Origin of the sequence: Bacillus sp. ILBB4 (assembly GCF_035064545.1) — a bacterium.
Classification (GTDB): Bacteria; Bacillota; Bacilli; order Bacillales; family Bacillaceae_H; genus Priestia.
The window spans coordinates 1-15,720 of sequence record NZ_JAIQVD010000024.1; the positions used below are offsets into that span (position 1 = coordinate 1).

The 15,720-nt window shown below is 37.6% G+C and carries 16 protein-coding genes, 1 tRNA gene, 1 other RNA gene and 1 other annotated feature; of the genes, 5 read left to right on the forward strand and 13 right to left on the reverse strand.

Features of this window, described 5'->3' with window-relative positions:
- Positions 1-319: 319 nt before the first annotated feature.
- From LAV82_RS30635 to tadA, 7 genes are all read right to left on the reverse strand, one after another.
- Positions 320-589: a pro-sigmaK processing inhibitor BofA family protein gene (locus LAV82_RS30635; protein WP_013081328.1), complete on the reverse strand. Its 270-nt coding sequence runs from the start codon at positions 587-589 to the stop codon at positions 320-322.
- 116 nt (positions 590-705) lie between these two features.
- A complete protein-coding gene (locus LAV82_RS30640; RefSeq protein WP_013054840.1) occupies positions 706-930 on the reverse strand; it encodes a YaaL family protein in 225 nt (74 codons plus the stop codon).
- Between the two features lie 14 nt (positions 931-944).
- The gene (recR, locus tag LAV82_RS30645; protein WP_013054839.1) at positions 945-1,541 is read right to left on the reverse strand and encodes a recombination mediator RecR; all 597 of its coding nucleotides are present in this window, start codon (positions 1,539-1,541) and stop codon (positions 945-947) included.
- A gap of 15 nt (positions 1,542-1,556) precedes the next feature.
- Positions 1,557-1,877 (reverse strand): YbaB/EbfC family nucleoid-associated protein, encoded by a 321-nt coding sequence (locus tag LAV82_RS30650; protein ID WP_013081327.1) that lies wholly within the window; start codon positions 1,875-1,877, stop codon positions 1,557-1,559.
- A gap of 19 nt (positions 1,878-1,896) precedes the next feature.
- On the reverse strand, positions 1,897-3,585 hold the full coding sequence (gene dnaX, locus LAV82_RS30655; protein ID WP_013054837.1) for a DNA polymerase III subunit gamma/tau: 1,689 nt from the start codon (positions 3,583-3,585) through the stop codon (positions 1,897-1,899).
- A gap of 130 nt (positions 3,586-3,715) precedes the next feature.
- Positions 3,716-3,980, reverse strand: an RNA gene (gene ffs / locus LAV82_RS30660) — signal recognition particle sRNA large type.
- 102 nt (positions 3,981-4,082) lie between these two features.
- Positions 4,083-4,553 (reverse strand): tRNA adenosine(34) deaminase TadA, encoded by a 471-nt coding sequence (tadA, locus tag LAV82_RS30665; RefSeq protein WP_013054836.1) that lies wholly within the window; start codon positions 4,551-4,553, stop codon positions 4,083-4,085.
- Positions 4,554-4,632: 79 nt separating this feature from the next.
- Here tadA and LAV82_RS30670 point away from each other — a divergent pair, with 79 nt between their 5' ends.
- The 4 genes from LAV82_RS30670 to LAV82_RS30685 all read left to right on the forward strand — a co-directional run bounded on the left by LAV82_RS30670 (position 4,633) and on the right by LAV82_RS30685 (position 7,992).
- Positions 4,633-5,175, forward strand: coding sequence for a cysteine hydrolase family protein (locus tag LAV82_RS30670; RefSeq protein WP_211080149.1), 543 nt, complete (start codon positions 4,633-4,635; stop codon positions 5,173-5,175).
- Between the two features lie 56 nt (positions 5,176-5,231).
- Positions 5,232-6,533 (forward strand): LysM peptidoglycan-binding domain-containing protein, encoded by a 1,302-nt coding sequence (locus LAV82_RS30675; protein WP_499717591.1) that lies wholly within the window; start codon positions 5,232-5,234, stop codon positions 6,531-6,533.
- A 143-nt stretch (positions 6,534-6,676) separates the two neighbouring features.
- The gene (locus tag LAV82_RS30680) at positions 6,677-7,312 is read left to right on the forward strand and encodes a deoxynucleoside kinase (RefSeq protein WP_028410386.1); all 636 of its coding nucleotides are present in this window, start codon (positions 6,677-6,679) and stop codon (positions 7,310-7,312) included.
- On the forward strand, positions 7,312-7,992 hold the full coding sequence (locus LAV82_RS30685) for a deoxynucleoside kinase (RefSeq protein WP_028410385.1): 681 nt from the start codon (positions 7,312-7,314) through the stop codon (positions 7,990-7,992). Before LAV82_RS30680 ends, LAV82_RS30685 begins: the two co-directional genes overlap by 1 nt.
- 120 nt (positions 7,993-8,112) lie before the next feature.
- Here LAV82_RS30685 and LAV82_RS30690 read toward each other — a convergent pair.
- The 6 genes from LAV82_RS30690 to guaB form a co-directional block, all read right to left on the reverse strand.
- Positions 8,113-8,205: transfer RNA gene (locus LAV82_RS30690), tRNA-Ser, on the reverse strand.
- Between the two features lie 111 nt (positions 8,206-8,316).
- Positions 8,317-9,594: a serine--tRNA ligase gene (gene serS, locus LAV82_RS30695; protein ID WP_013054831.1), complete on the reverse strand. Its 1,278-nt coding sequence runs from the start codon at positions 9,592-9,594 to the stop codon at positions 8,317-8,319.
- 52 nt (positions 9,595-9,646) lie between these two features.
- Positions 9,647-9,859: a binding site (T-box leader), on the reverse strand.
- A gap of 57 nt (positions 9,860-9,916) precedes the next feature.
- Positions 9,917-10,504: a pyridoxal 5'-phosphate synthase glutaminase subunit PdxT gene (gene pdxT / locus LAV82_RS30700; RefSeq protein ID WP_013081320.1), complete on the reverse strand. Its 588-nt coding sequence runs from the start codon at positions 10,502-10,504 to the stop codon at positions 9,917-9,919.
- Between the two features lie 21 nt (positions 10,505-10,525).
- Positions 10,526-11,413 carry a pyridoxal 5'-phosphate synthase lyase subunit PdxS gene (gene pdxS / locus LAV82_RS30705; RefSeq protein WP_013054829.1) on the reverse strand — a complete coding sequence of 296 codons (888 nt, stop codon included), beginning with the start codon at positions 11,411-11,413 and terminating at the stop codon, positions 10,526-10,528.
- Between the two features lie 190 nt (positions 11,414-11,603).
- Positions 11,604-12,959 carry a serine hydrolase gene (locus LAV82_RS30710; protein ID WP_499717592.1) on the reverse strand — a complete coding sequence of 452 codons (1,356 nt, stop codon included), beginning with the start codon at positions 12,957-12,959 and terminating at the stop codon, positions 11,604-11,606.
- A gap of 150 nt (positions 12,960-13,109) precedes the next feature.
- On the reverse strand, positions 13,110-14,576 hold the full coding sequence (guaB, locus tag LAV82_RS30715; RefSeq protein WP_013054827.1) for an IMP dehydrogenase: 1,467 nt from the start codon (positions 14,574-14,576) through the stop codon (positions 13,110-13,112).
- Between the two features lie 116 nt (positions 14,577-14,692).
- On the opposite strand from guaB, the gene LAV82_RS30720 reads away from it, so the two are divergent.
- Positions 14,693-15,658 (forward strand): YaaC family protein, encoded by a 966-nt coding sequence (locus LAV82_RS30720; protein ID WP_063670402.1) that lies wholly within the window; start codon positions 14,693-14,695, stop codon positions 15,656-15,658.
- Positions 15,659-15,720 lie beyond the last annotated feature (62 nt).

Below are 15,720 nucleotides of genomic sequence, written 5' to 3' on the forward strand. Positions count from 1 at the left end.
ATCCTGAGCCAGGATCAAACTCTCCGAAGAAATGTTTGACTTGCTCAATTAAAAAATAAAAATTAACGTTGACGTTTACTATTTCGTTCAGTTTTCAAAGAACTCTTGTCTCAAGGCGACTTTCTTATCTTACCACCTCAAGAATAACTTGTCAACAACTTTTCTCATTAAGTTATTTTCGAGTTATTTTTTTGTTGTTGTCTTAGCGACGTATATAAATATAACATCTGTTAACTTGTTGGTCAACAACTTTTTCAAAAAAAATAAAAGTTTTCTCGAAAAGATTCCAGAAAACTTTTATTTTGGATATTCCTCCAAATTATAATATGAAATTATTAATAACAAGTAAGGCTGCTATTCCTGGAATACCTAAAATAGCTGAAACAATGGCTGTGGGGAAATTAATAGGGATATGAATACCAAACTGTACGCCAAAAATGTTAATAAAGAAAAGCAGCAGAACGCCAATAATAAGCTTAATGGATAAATTTCCAATGACTCGAAGCATTTTTTCAACACCACCTGTTACTAAGAGTAGAATGATTAGTCCTATTAAAAAAGACACAACTACAATGGGATGATTTAGCATGTTGCCTCCTTCTTAAAGCAGATAAGTTATCTTATATGTATGTCCAAGCATTCAAAAAAAGCACTATTTCACGGAGGGAAATCCTTATTTTATAAAGACAACAAAACAGGATGCCTCTATGACATCCTGTTAATTGAAATATTTCGATGCTTGGCTTCTTTTAATAGAAAAAGATACTTCATTTTGGCTAATCGAATATCTACCATTACCTCTTCTGAAGGATCTACACTTCTTTCTACCATTGAAGTTTTGTGACTCCATTCCTGCTTTACTTGCATAAAAGTCTTCACAAATTCATCATCGTACTCTTTGCGTAACCAACCTTTTCTTTTAAAAAACATATACAAGTACCTCGTTATACTTCTCTTCTACCTTCTAGGGCTTTAGATAATGTTACTTCATCTGCGTACTCAAGATCTCCTCCAACGGGTAACCCATGAGCAATTCTAGTAATTTTAATTCCTGTCGGCTTTAAGAGCCTAGAGATATACATAGCCGTAGCTTCGCCCTCTATATTCGGGTTAGTAGCTAAAATCACTTCTTGAATCTCGTCATCTTGAAGTCTTTTTAATAACTCTGGTACTTTGATATCTTCAGGCCCTATTCCTTCCATAGGTGAAATTGCGCCATGCAGGACATGATACAAGCCGTTATATTCTTTCATTTTCTCCATTGCAATGACATCCTTAGGGTCTTGCACGACACATACCACATTTCGCTCTCTGCGCTGATCTTGACAAATGTAGCAAGGATCTTGATCTGTGATATGCCCGCAAACTGAACAATAGGTTAAATTTCGCTTCGCATTGACTAATGCTTTTGCAAAATCTAATACTGTATCTTCTTTCATAGATAAAACAAAGAACGCTAAGCGAACAGCTGTTTTTGGACCAATGCCGGGTAACTTCATAAAACTATCTATAAGCTTTGATATTGGTTCTGGATAATGCACGTGGCAACCACCTTATTAAAGTCCTGGAATATTTAAACCTTTTGTAAATTGACCCATTGTGTTATTTGTTAAATCGTCCATTTGTTTTAATGCGTCATTTGTTGCTGCTAGTACTAAATCTTGTAGCATTTCAATATCTTCAGGATCTACTACATCCTCTTTAATATTTACATCAATTACTTGTTTCTGACCGTTAACCACAACTGTTACCATTCCACCGCCAGCTGTACCTTCAACAGTTTTTTCAGCTAACTCTTCCTGCGCTTTTTGCATATCTTTTTGCATTTTTTGCATTTGTTTCATCATTTTTTGCATATTGCCCATGCCTTTCATCATATGAACATTCCTCCTAAATTTACTCTTGAATTTCGATTAAGTCTTCTCCAAATAGCTTTTTCGCTTCTGCAACCACAGGGTCTTCCTCCTGTGGTTGACCTGATGACCCATCACTTTGCTGTCCTTGAAGAAACTCTTCTCTTACTTTATCCCATTCGCTTTCTGGAATTGCAACCATTTCACGCTTGCTGCCAATTAAAGTATATAAGATATTCTCTAAATTATCACGTACATTGTTGTTATTTTCAGAAGCCATTTTGCAATGAATTTCATATTTAAATTTAAGTATAAATGATTGATCTGAAGACGCAACTGGTTCACTGTTAGATAACAACGCCGCATGTGAAGCTTTATTTTGTTGTTTCAATGTGTCCAACACCTGCGCCCAAGATCGCTTAATCGTTTCTAAATTCTGCCGAGTGGCATTTTTTAGAACTTCATTTACCTTCCCAACAGGCGTTTTGTACTGACTTCTGGACTGTCTAGTCTGTTTTTTCTCTGTTTGCGCTGCCTGAGCTGTATGATCAACTTGAATACCTTTTTCTTTTAACTGCTGCAGTTCTGCTTCCATTTGATTCATTTTTTGCAAAATGTCTTGATATGGAAGAGTATCCTCTTGATTTGTAGAACTTTGAGCTAATTTTACTAAAGCTACTTCAAGTAGCACTCGAGGATGATTGCTCCATTTCATCTCTTGCTGAGTTTGGTTCAATTCAGCAATGACTTTATAAATAAAGGCACTATCCATTTTTGAACTGAGTTCTTTAAACTCTTCGTTAACCGCTGCTTTTTCAAGTAAATATGCATTTTCTTCAGAAGCTTGATAAAGCAGAACATCACGATAATAGAAGATGAGGTCCTCTACAAACCTCGCTGGATCTTTTCCGTTTTTGATCAAACTTTCAACAGAGTCTAGCGCTTCTACGATGTTTTCATTAAAGATAGCTTGGACGATCTTCACAATAAAAGCCTGTGATACTGCTCCTGTTATGGATAGAACATCCTCTAAGCTCACCTTCTCCGTACTATACGAGATGGCTTGGTCTAAAAGACTAAGTGCATCACGCATGCCGCCTTCTGAAGCTTTCGCAATTTCGTAAAGAGCATCCTCGCTTACTTCTAGCTCTTCAGAACCCAATACTTCCTTCATTCGATATACGATATCTTCTGGCGAAATGCGTTTGAAATCAAAGCGCTGACATCTAGAGATAATCGTTAATGGAATTTTATGCGGCTCTGTTGTAGCTAAAATAAAGATAACATGTGCAGGAGGTTCTTCTAACGTTTTTAATAAAGCGTTAAAAGCTCCAATTGAAAGCATATGAACTTCATCAATAATGTACACTTTGTATCGAACAGCACTAGGTGCATATTTTACTTTATCACGGATATCTCGAATTTCATCGACTCCATTATTAGAGGCTGCATCAATTTCAATTACATCCGAAATGGAACCATCAGTAATTCCCCGACAAGTTGCACATTCATTACAGGGTTCAGCAATGGGTGCTTTTTCACAGTTAACGGCTTTCGCTAAAATTTTAGCAGCTGTTGTCTTTCCTGTCCCTCGAGGTCCAGAAAATAAATACGCATGCGAAAATTTCTCTTGGACAAGGGCATTTTGAAGTGTTTTGATAATATGTTGTTGACCGACTACGTCGTTAAAGCTTTGAGGACGGTATACACGGTACAGAGCCTGATATGCCACTACATCCTCTCCTTTTAATATAATTCATTAGTTATCATTATAGCGTATTATGAGGTTTTTTTTCAAAATAGTGAGAGATAAAATAAAAAGCCTACTCCAACAGAGTAGACTAAACTTATGTATATAACTGCCGTGCACCTTCCGTCGATTAGCCACCCCAGGCGTTACTTAAGCAGTTAGCTCGGTTCAGGCGACCCCATGGCACATGAGAGGTTCTGCTTACTGCTGCTTCCTTCCGGACCTGACAGGGTTCACAGATTCCCATTGCATAGGACCCAAACGTCAACACCACTTACTTAAGGCAGGCCCTAAGATGAGCTAACCTCAAGAAGGAATTCGGCCTCGCTAGAGCGGATTGCGAGTACAGGGCACCGCTACCTCCCCGCTTAGCACGGCAAAGTTGAAACCAATAGTTTGGGCATCAAGTTGATGCATTTACAAGTATACGTCTTTTCATTCAAAAATGCAACCGCTATAGAAAACTTACTTTTTTAGCGCTATTTTCCAGCCTTTTTTCGTTGACGCAACTCACGAAAAAAGGTCGTTAAGAGGCTCCCGCATTCTTCTTCTAGCATACCTCCTACTACTTGTGCTTGATGATTAAACTTTTCAAACTCTAATAAGTTTAACAATGTTCCCGCGCAGCCACCTTTAGGATCATAAGCGCCAAACACAACTCTTTTCACTCTTGATAATACAATAGCACCTGCACACATCGGACATGGTTCTAAGGTGACATATAACGTAGCGTCTTCTAATCTCCATGTTCCTAGTTTCTTACATGCTTCATCAATTGCTAAAAGTTCCGCATGAGCAACTGATCGCTGTTCTGTTTCTCGTAAGTTATAAGCTGAAGCAACTACCTCGTCATTTTGAACAATAACTGCTCCAATGGGAACCTCTAATTTATCTTTGGCTTTTAATGCTTCATCAATTGCCAACCTCATATACTTTTCATCATTTAACACTTTTTATCCAACCTTACATATTATATTTTTTCTGAGTCAAACTATTTACTATGTACATCAGGAAAAGGAGAGACCTTATGTGAAGAACGCTAAAACTGCTTTAATTATTATTGATATGCTAAACGATTTTCAATTTAAAAACGGCAAAATACTTGCTGAAAAATCTTTAACAATTGCTCAAAACATTTCCAAATTAAAACAATATGCCTCGTCTCAACATATCCCTATCATTTATGTCAATGACCACTATAAGCTATGGCAAGCAAACTTAGAAACCATTTTAACACACTGCACAAATGAGATAAGCTCACCCATTCTACATCACATTTCACCACAAAACGCTGATTACTTTTTAATTAAACCAAAGCATTCTATCTTCTATGGGACAGCTTTAAATATTTTGCTATCACAGCTCGATGTGCATACACTTATTTTAACAGGAATTGCGGGAAATATATGCGTGCTTTTTTCAGCCAACGATGCTTATATGCGTGAGTATAACTTAATTGTGCCTGAAGATTGTGTTGCTTCAAACGCAGATGAAGACAATACCTTTGCTTTGAGAATGATGCATAACGTATTAAATGCTCGTATTTGCAAACATACCGAGTTGATGAATTAAGTAAAAAGCCTTCTCATATGATGGAAGTAAGTCATATGAAATGGAGGCTTTTTATTATGCAAATTTACACTGTTAAAGCAGGTGACAGTATATATAGTATTGCAAAACAGTTCCGCATTGACGCAGGGAAAATTATAAGAGCAAATGAATTACCTAATCCAAATCAACTCGTCATCGGGCAATCTATGGTTATTCCAATCAACGGTACTTACTACACAGTAAAAGCTGGGGACACTATATGGAAGGTAGGAAGAAAATTAGGCGTTAGCTATCAGGCTATTGCCAATGCGAACAATGTTTCAGTTACAGCACCCTTAACACCTGGCCGCCGCATCTTAATTCCCCCTTCCCCCAACAAAAGAAACGGTGAGTTTTTAGGGTATGTTGAAACAAGCAATCGAAAAATCACTCCTCAAACAGAGAAAATGATTAATCAAAATGCAAAATACCTTACTTATCTCGGACCAGCGAACTTCGAAGTGCAAAAAGACGGTTCTCTAAAGGCACCTCCACTTAACAATTTAGGTTCTATTGCTAAAGAAAATGACGTCATTTTCTTAATGGTATTGGCTAATATTGAAAACGGCGCATTCAGTGACGAAGTCGGCCGAGCAATTTTAAATAATAAAGACGTTCAAGATACGCTCTTAAATAATATTGTAAAAACAGCGAAAGAACAAAATTTCAGAGACATTCACTTTGACTTCGAATTTTTGCGTCCGGCAGATAAAGAAGCCTATATTACATTTTTACAGAAAGCAAAAAAGCGTCTTCAAGATGAGCAACTTCTTATGTCTGTCGCTTTAGCTCCGAAGACAAGTCGAGATCAAAAAGGCAAATGGTATGAAGCACATGATTATAAAGCCATTGGAGAGATTGCTAACTTCGTTGTTCCGATGACATACGAATGGGGATATAGCGGTGGGCCTCCTATGGCCGTCTCTCCTATTGGTCCCGTACGTGATGTTTTAGAATATGCAGTATCTGAAATACCTAGTTCAAAAATTATCATGGGCCAAAACCTGTACGGTTACGATTGGACACTTCCTTACAAACCAGGAGGGGAATATGCCAAAGCCATTAGTCCTCAACGAGCTATTGAGTTGGCAGTTCGCTATAAAGTAGCTATTCAATACGACAATAAAGCACAAGCTCCTTTCTTCCGGTATAAAGATGAACAGCAGCGCACCCACGAAGTATGGTTTGAAGACGCTAGGTCTATTCAGGCCAAGTTTGATTTAATCAAAGAATTAAAACTTAGAGGAATGGCTTACTGGAAACTAGGCTTAGATTTCCCGCAAAACTGGCTCTTGGTTGAAGACAACTTCAAAATTACAAAAAGAGTGACACAGCCATAAATAGGGAAAGCTTACTGTTAACAGTAGGCTTTTTGTTATTCTTCTTACTGAAAGAAATTTCTTTTCCCCTTATTCTCCTTCTCTATGTTAAAATATTTTTTGTCTGTTTTTTTTGAACGAGTGGTCATGAAGGAGGCAAATGAATGCAAGGCACACCTTTTATTTCAGTAGAAGGACCCATCGGTGTCGGAAAAACCTCTCTAGCTAAAGAGATTGCACAAGCATTTCAATTCGAAATTTTAAAAGAAATCGTAGATGAAAATCCATTTCTCGGGAAATTTTATGAAAATATCAACGAGTGGAGTTTTCAAACCGAAATGTTTTTTCTATGTAATCGATATAAGCAGTTGGAGGATATTCAAAAAGGGTTCTTATCTTATAAAAAACCTGTTGTAGCAGATTATCATATTATGAAAAACATGATTTTTGCTGAGCAAACGTTAAAAGATGAACAGTATAAAAAATATGTACAAATCTTCCACATCTTAACGGCTGATATGCCAGCTCCGAACATTATTATTTATTTAAATGCCAGTTTAGATACCTTGTTAAAGCGTATTAAAATGCGCGGAAGAGAAATTGAACGAAACATCGATCCTCACTACCTTGCGAGGCTAAGTGATGATTATGAAAAAGCTATGACGGCGTTTGAACAAAATAACCCTGATGTAACCATTTTACGTTATGACGGTGATGAAATAGATTTTGTACAAAATAAACAACACTTAAATAGAATCTTATCAGAGGTTCAAGAGAGTATGTTAAAAAGGAGTATGTAATGGTAAACTTACGATCGAAATACAACATTCCTAATGATGCTGTGTTGACGATAGCGGGCACAGTTGGAGTTGGGAAATCTACAATGACTCAATCATTGGCTGATGCTCTCCAATTTCGCACATCGTTTGAAAAAGTAGATTCCAATCCTTACCTGGACAAATTTTATGGGGATTTTGAACGTTGGAGCTTCCACCTACAAGTATATTTTCTAGCGGAACGCTTTAAAGAACAAAAGAAAATTTTCGAGTATGGCGGCGGCTTCATCCAAGACAGATCCATTTACGAAGATACCGGTATTTTTGCTAAGATGCATTTTGAAAAAGGAACGATGTCTAAAGTAGACTATGAAACATATACAAGCTTGTTCGATGCAATGGTTATGACTCCATATTTCCCTCATCCGGATCTGCTCATTTATTTGGAAGGCAGCTTCGAAGATATTGTAGATCGCATTCAAGAAAGAGGGCGACCAATGGAACAACAAACGCCTCTTGATTATTGGAAAGAGATGCACGCCCGATACGAAGACTGGATTAATAACTTTACGGCTTGTCCTATTCTTCGTTTAGATATTAGAGAATATGACCTTATCAAGAATCCTGATTCAATTGAATCAATTGTTGAAAAAGTGGCTCGCTTTTTACAACATAATGAAAAGCTAAAACGTCGTCATCTATAAAAAAATGCCGCTTTATCTATTAAAGCGGCATTTTTAACAAATAAAAAACCGTTACTTATAAGTAACGGTTTTCCAATCTCCAATTTATCGCGCTATGTTAATTGCATTATAAGTCAAATATGGCGGAGGAAGAGGGATTCGAACCCCCGCGGGCTTTAACACCCCTGTCGGTTTTCAAGACCGATCCCTTCAGCCGGACTTGGGTATTCCTCCGTATCGACAAGTATTAATTTATCATATACAAATAATGAAGTCAACTCTTTTATTGATTTTTTTAAAAAAGATGTTCATTAAGAATTAATTCTTAATGAACATCTTCTACTTTTATTTAGAAATAAATTCTTTATTTCCCATATATGGACGCAGCACTTCTGGAATTTGAATTGATCCATCTTCCTGCTGGTAGTTTTCTAAAATTGCAGCTACCGTACGGCCAATTGCTAAGCCAGAACCGTTTAGTGTATGAACATGCTCTGGTTTTGCTTTTGTATCACGGCGGAAGCGAATATTAGCACGGCGAGCTTGGAAGCTCTCAAAGTTTGAACAAGAAGAAATTTCACGATACGTTTCATAACTTGGAATCCAAACTTCAATATCATACTTTTTGGCTGCTGTGAAACCTAAGTCAGCTGTACACATGCTTAGAACTCGGTAAGGTAAACCTAATAGTTGAAGAACCTTTTCAGCATGGCCCGTTAATTTTTCTAATTCATCATAAGAATCTTCTGGCTTAACAAAGCGAACAAGTTCTACTTTATTAAACTGATGCTGACGAATAAGACCACGTGTATCTCTTCCTGCAGAGCCTGCTTCTGAGCGGAAGCAAGCACTATACGCTGTATAAGCAATTGGAAGCTGATCTCCGCTTAAAATTTCATCACGATGTAAATTTGTAACTGGTACTTCAGCTGTAGGAATTAAGAAATAATCTTCTTCTTTAATCTTGAATGCATCTTCTTCAAATTTAGGAAGCTGCCCTGTTCCTGTCATGCTTGTGCGATTCACCATATATGGAGGAAGGATTTCTTCATAACCATGCTCATCCATATGTAAATCCATCATAAAGTTAATAAGAGCACGTTCTAATCTTGCACCTAACCCTTTATAAAATACAAAGCGGCTTCCTGTTACTTTCGAAGCTCTTTCAAAATCTAAAATATTTAAATCTGTTCCTAAATCCCAATGCGGTTTTGGTTCAAAATCAAATTGTTTAATTTCTCCCCATTTGCGAACTTCTACGTTATCATCTTCAGTTTCACCTACAGGCGTACTTTCATGTGGAACGTTAGGAATTGAAAGCAGCAATAGTTCTAATTCTTCTTCAACGCTGCGAAGCTCTTCATCCAATTGCTTTACGCGATCTCCTACTTCACGCATTTCAACGATTAAATGATCAGCATCTTGTTTTTCACGCTTCAATTGTGCAATTTGCTGTGATACTTCATTTCGCTTGCTTTTTAACTCTTCTGTTTGAGCAATTAGCTCACGGCGTTTTGCATCTAACTCTTCAAAGCGACCTAAGTCCGTTAAGTCCTCACCACGAAACTTGAGCTTTTCTTTTACTTCATTAAAATTAGCACGTAAAAATTTTAAATCTAACATACTTAGTACCTCCTTTAGTATAAAAGGGCAAAATAAAAACTCTCATCCCCATGAAAGGGACGAGAGTTTACCCGCGTTGCCACCCTAATTGAAAGCTAAAATAAGCCTTCCTCTTAAACCAGATAACGGATGAACCGAAACTGCCTACTACTTTTTCGACAGCTTGCTCCAGGACGGATTCATAAGAATTGATTATCGATTCACACCAGCCATCGACTCTCTTGAAATCAAAAATCTTATTACTATTTCCTATCAACGCTTTATACCAATATCATTTTTATTAATCATAATGTACTACAAGTCTTTACAAGATGCAATTCATTTATACAGGTTTTTTTGAAGCTTCTTCAACCATTGCTACAAAATACTGCGCCATGCGAGCATCATCTGTCAATTCTGGATGAAACGAACATCCCAAGAATTGACCTTGTCTTGCCGCAACAATTCGGTCGTTATGCATTGCTAAGACTTCAACGTTTTCTCCTACTTCTACAATATGCGGAGCACGGATAAATACGCCTATAAAATCTTCACCGATATCTTTAATATTTAGGGCAGCTTCAAAGCTATCCCGTTGACGCCCAAACGAGTTGCGAGCTACCGTAATATCCATAACACCTAAATGGGGCTCTTCACGGTCAACGACTTGTCCTGCGAGTAAAATTAAACCCGCACACGTACCAAATACCGGTTTACCTGCTTGTGCAAACTGGCGAAGAGGTTCCATAAAGTCATATTTGTCGATCAGACGACGCATTGCTGTGCTTTCGCCGCCCGGTAGGATTAAACCATCTATTTCGTTTAGCTGTTCAACTTTTTTTATGATAATGGCTTCAGCGCCTGCTGCTTCTAATGCTTGTGCATGCTCGCGAAAGGCACCTTGTAATCCTAACACGCCTACTTTTACCATTTTGTCAAAACTCCCTTTAAATTACCATCCACGCTCTTGCATGCGGTTTTCTGGTAATAATGATGAAATTTCAATCCCTTTCATTGCACTTCCTAACCCTTTTGATAAGTTTGCAATAAGCTCATAGTCTTGATAATGTGTTGTTGCTTCCACGATTGCACGTGCAAACTTTTCAGGGTTGTCTGATTTGAAGATTCCTGATCCAACGAACACGCCGTCTGCTCCAAGCTGCATCATTAACGCTGCATCTGCTGGTGTTGCTACACCGCCTGCTGCAAAGTTTACAACTGGTAAACGACCTTCACGTTTAATTTGCAGTAATAACTCATAAGGTGCGCCTAATAGTTTAGCTTCTGTCATTAACTCATCTTCGTCCATGCCCACAACTTTACGTACTTGAGCGTTTACTTGACGCATATGACGTACTGCTTCCACGATGTTTCCTGTCCCTGGTTCGCCCTTTGTACGAAGCATTGCAGCTCCTTCAGCAATACGACGAGATGCTTCGCCAAGATCACGGCAACCGCACACAAATGGAACCGTAAATGTATTTTTATTCAAATGAAACTCCTCATCAGCTGGAGTCAACACTTCACTTTCATCGATGTAGTCTACACCCATCGCTTCTAGCACGCGTGCTTCAACAATATGGCCAATACGAGCTTTTGCCATAACTGGAATGGACACAGCATTCATCACTTCTTCAACGATTGTTGGGTCTGCCATACGAGACACGCCGCCTGCTGCACGGATATCAGCTGGAACACGCTCTAATGCCATAACGGCAACAGCGCCTGCTGCTTCTGCAATTTTTGCTTGCTCTGCATTGATAACGTCCATGATAACGCCACCTTTTTGCATTTCCGCCATTCCTCGTTTTACACGATCAGTACCTGTAATGTTATTCATGTTTGTCTTCCTCCTGTATCAAGTGTTTCACAATAATTTTTAGTGTATATACAAAATTCAAAACTTAGTGTCTATTTTACCGCATTTTTCGGAAAATTCCTATCTAATTTATAGATTATATACAAACAAATCTAAAAATAAAAAGAAGAGATACTCTCTTGTAGTATCTCTTCTTTCTCTTGAGTTATCATTAAAACCAGTTATTCACTGTATTTGCAGCATTCATCCAAATATCGCTGAAGAAGTTGCCAATACTGCGGATAGCGAGAGAGAACCATCCAGCTTTTTCAACAGATTCGTTTGTCACAACCGGCGTCATGCTATCTGTAGTTTGACCTCCTACATAGCCTAAATCTTTAAGATTGCTGTTTGTTGCACTCACATAAGCAACTGTTTCTCCTTTTTTAATAGGAGCAACAACTTTTTGATCGTTCATAACTTTATCGTTTAACTTAAAGTTGATTTTAGTATGATCTTTTTGACCTTTTTCAGTAATAATCTTTACCGAATTCTTTGGAGAAACGGAAGCTTCTTTTGATTTTCCTTTAGCAACATCAATTGTTTCATGCCCTTTAATCTCGCCGTTAGCAGGCACTACTTCTTTTAACTGAAAATGACTAAAAGCATAATCCAATATCTTTTTCGTTTGGGAAAAACGAGCAGCTTCCGTAGACTTGCCGTTTTCCTTGGCATTCATTACAACTGTTATGTATCTTACCCCATTACGCTCTGCAGTCCCAGTGAAACATTGACCTGCAAAATCTGTATGGCCAGTTTTTAAACCGTCTACGCCGCTGTAGGCAGCTGAAAAACCTGGGAGCATCTTATTCCAATTGTTCATTTTTGTTTCGCCTTGTTGCCCTTGTCTAAACATCTTAGAAGGAGTTTTAGCTACTTCCAAAGATTCTGGATAATCATGAATTAAGTGATAAGCAAGGGTAGCAACTGCCCGAGCCGATAGAAGGTTCTCATCTTCTTCCTTCGTTCCTTTTGGATACATTCCTTTTAGCAAAGAATTAGAAAGACCTGTGGAATTGACAAATTTTGATTCACCCATATTTAATCTTTTTGCCGTTTCGTTCATTAACTTAATAAAGTTTTCTTCGGAACCGCTGACAGCTTCAGCTAAAGCAATCGCAGCTCCATTAGCTGAGTAAATAGCCATGGCATCATATAATTCTTTGACCGTGTATTTTTGGTTTTCAATTAACGGTACATTCGATAATCCATAATCCTGAGAAATTTTAGCTGCATATTTACTAACTGGCACACGTTGATCCCAAGATAATTTCTTATCTTTTATGGATTCTAATACTAGGTATTCCGTCATCATTTTTGTCATGCTTGCAATACCTAATAAAGCATCCGTATTTTTCCCGTATAATACTTTCCCCGTACTTGCCTCTACTAAGATCGCTGCATCTGCTTCAACGCCAATATCATCTGTTTTAGGAGCAGCTGATGCTTGTGTAGAGACAAAAAATACGCTGGCCATTAACATAATAGCAATGACACAAATTAATTGTTTCTGTACTGCGTTTCTCACTCTATACCCTCCAAACGTAAACTCACATAAATGTAATTTTATCATACTAAAATTTAAAAAAATAGATAAAGAAGTACTGTTACATTCGTGATCAATGACATAAAAAACACGTTTCCCTAATAGGGAAACGTGTTTTTTAAACATTCATGATTATCTCATAGAATAGTTAGGAGATTCTTTTGTGATTTGTACATCATGTGGGTGGCTTTCTCTTAAACCTGCTCCAGTCATACGAATGAATTGTGCCTGTTCACGTAACGCTTCTAAGTTAGCTGAACCACAGTAACCCATTCCTGCGCGTAAACCGCCAATCATTTGATATAAAGTATCTGCTACAGGTCCTTTGTAAGGCAAACGGCCTTCGATACCTTCTGGAACTAATTTTTTATTATCTTCTTGGAAGTATCGATCTTTACTTCCTTTTTCCATGGCTCCTACAGAGCCCATTCCACGGTACACTTTAAAGCGTCTACCTTGGTAGATTTCTGTTTCTCCAGGACTTTCGGTTGTTCCTGCTAGAAGGCTTCCTAGCATTACTGTATGTCCACCAGCTGCAAGTGCTTTTACGATATCTCCAGAGTATTTGATACCGCCATCTGCGATGATAGCTACACCGTGCTTACGAGCTTCAGTTGCACAGTCATATACTGCTGTAATTTGTGGAACGCCTACACCGGCTACAACACGAGTTGTACAAATTGAACCAGGTCCAATTCCTACTTTTACTACGTTTGCTCCCGCTTCAATTAATGCTTTTGTACCTTCAGCAGTTGCTACGTTACCAGCAATAATATTTAACTCTGGATATGCCTCGCGAATGCTGCGTACCGTATCTAAAACGCCTTGTGAATGTCCATGCGCTGTATCAATAACGATAACATCAACGCCAGCTTGTACTAATTTTTCGATACGAACATTTGAATCAGCTGTTACGCCAACAGCTGCTCCAACTAATAATCGACCTTGTTGATCTTTAGCTGCATTTGGAAACTCAATTACTTTTTCAATGTCTTTAATTGTGATAAGACCTTTTAATACACCATTGTCATCTACAAGAGGTAACTTTTCAATTTTGTATTGCTGTAGAATTTTCTCTGCTTCTTCTAAAGTCGTTCCTACTGGAGCAGTAACTAATTCTTCTTTTGTCATTACATCAGCAATTTGCATTGAATAATCTTGGATGAAACGCAAGTCGCGGTTTGTAAGGATTCCAACTAGTTTTTGTTCTTCTTCGTTGTTGACAATCGGCACACCTGAGATACGATATTTGCCCATTAAATGTTCAGCAGCAAATACTTGGTTTTCAGGAGTTAAAAAGAAAGGATCAGTGATAACACCACTTTCAGAACGTTTTACTTTATCAACTTGTTCTGCTTGCTGTTCAATCGACATGTTTTTGTGAATGATACCTAAACCACCTTGTCTAGCCATCGCAATAGCCATTTCAGCTTCTGTAACTGTATCCATTCCTGCACTGATGAACGGCACCTTTAATTTTAATGTTTTTGTTAGTTCAACACTCATATCAACGTCTTTAGGTAGTACCTCAGATTTTGCTGGCACCAGTAAAACGTCATCAAATGTTAAGCCTTCTTTAGAAAATTTGCTTTCCCACATTATAGAATCCTCCTTTAAACGACAGAATATTATTAGTAGATTAACAAGCAGATATGTACCTGTCAATAACTTCACTAGATATCAGATAATTCTAATAAAAAGAAAAGGTGATTTAGTTGCATAAATTTAATGATGTTTGGACGTCCTACAATTTATTTTTCTCCGTTCCTTTTGTACAAGACTTTTTAAAAAAGCGCTATCAAAAATTGAATTATAGCGATGCAGAGCAACATAGCTTTAAAAACAGTTACCCATTTATTTATTATTTGGAACACAGTAAAAATTATTATCAAGTTGCGGCACAATCTCCTGTATCAGTTCAACCAGTTTTATTATTTTATGGAATGTCACAGCTGTTAAAAGCCTGTTTGTTAACGCAAAACCCAGTATATCCAGAAAATACGGCGGTGTTAGCACATGGAGTATCAACACGAAAAAGAAAAAAACAAAGTTATGATTTTTTAGATGATGAAGTTAAGATCCAAAAAAGCGGTTTGTTTTCACAAGTAGGAGAAGAATTGTTTCATGTGAAACAAATGGAAGGTAGTAAATATACAATGAATTATCTGTTGTCGTGCGTACCGGAATTAGATACATTATTTTTAAATTTGGGTACTAGGTCATTTTCCCATTTAACAACTATTGGATCGCTTCCAGCTACCTCTTTGTCTATTCCTGAACAAGTTACACGGTGTTATCATATGAATCACGAAAGGCTCTACTCTTTTTTAAAAGAGCGTTCCCGCCTATCATTGTCTCTGTCAGAAGATCAGGTATGTATTCTTGATCCTTCAAGCTGTTTATATAATTGTTCACCTTTTATGTACAATTTCCAAAATAACACGCTGCATGCACCTTTGGAAAAAGATAGCTGCTTATATTTCCCTGAGATGTTGGCACATTACTTATTACTTTATAATTTAAGTATGATTTCACGTTATGAAACAGAGTGGTGGTATGAATTATTGCATACATACTCTTCGAAAGATTACCCATTTATCTTGAGGTTCCTTGAAGTTACGGCTCAAAAAATTCCTTACTTAATTTCTTGTTACTTAAATGAACATACAAAAAAGGACTAGCTAAAATAGCTAGTCCTTTTTCAGGTGCCTGGCAACGTCCTACTCTCACAGGGACAAAGTCC

Coding starts and splice junctions, on each gene's coding strand:
- LAV82_RS30635 (WP_013081328.1), bottom strand. CDS start 589: ATGCTAAATCATCCCATTGTAGTTGTGTCTTTTTTAATAGGACTAATC.
- LAV82_RS30640 (WP_013054840.1), bottom strand. CDS start 930: ATGTTTTTTAAAAGAAAAGGTTGGTTACGCAAAGAGTACGATGATGAA.
- LAV82_RS30650 (WP_013081327.1), bottom strand. CDS start 1,877: ATGATGAAAGGCATGGGCAATATGCAAAAAATGATGAAACAAATGCAA.
- LAV82_RS30675 (WP_499717591.1), top strand. CDS start 5,232: ATGCAAATTTACACTGTTAAAGCAGGTGACAGTATATATAGTATTGCA.
- LAV82_RS30680 (WP_028410386.1), top strand. CDS start 6,677: ATGCAAGGCACACCTTTTATTTCAGTAGAAGGACCCATCGGTGTCGGA.
- LAV82_RS30685 (WP_028410385.1), top strand. CDS start 7,312: ATGGTAAACTTACGATCGAAATACAACATTCCTAATGATGCTGTGTTG.
- serS (WP_013054831.1), bottom strand. CDS start 9,594: ATGTTAGATTTAAAATTTTTACGTGCTAATTTTAATGAAGTAAAAGAA.
- pdxT (WP_013081320.1), bottom strand. CDS start 10,504: ATGGTAAAAGTAGGCGTGTTAGGATTACAAGGTGCCTTTCGCGAGCAT.
- pdxS (WP_013054829.1), bottom strand. CDS start 11,413: ATGAATAACATTACAGGTACTGATCGTGTAAAACGAGGAATGGCGGAA.
- guaB (WP_013054827.1), bottom strand. CDS start 14,576: ATGTGGGAAAGCAAATTTTCTAAAGAAGGCTTAACATTTGATGACGTT.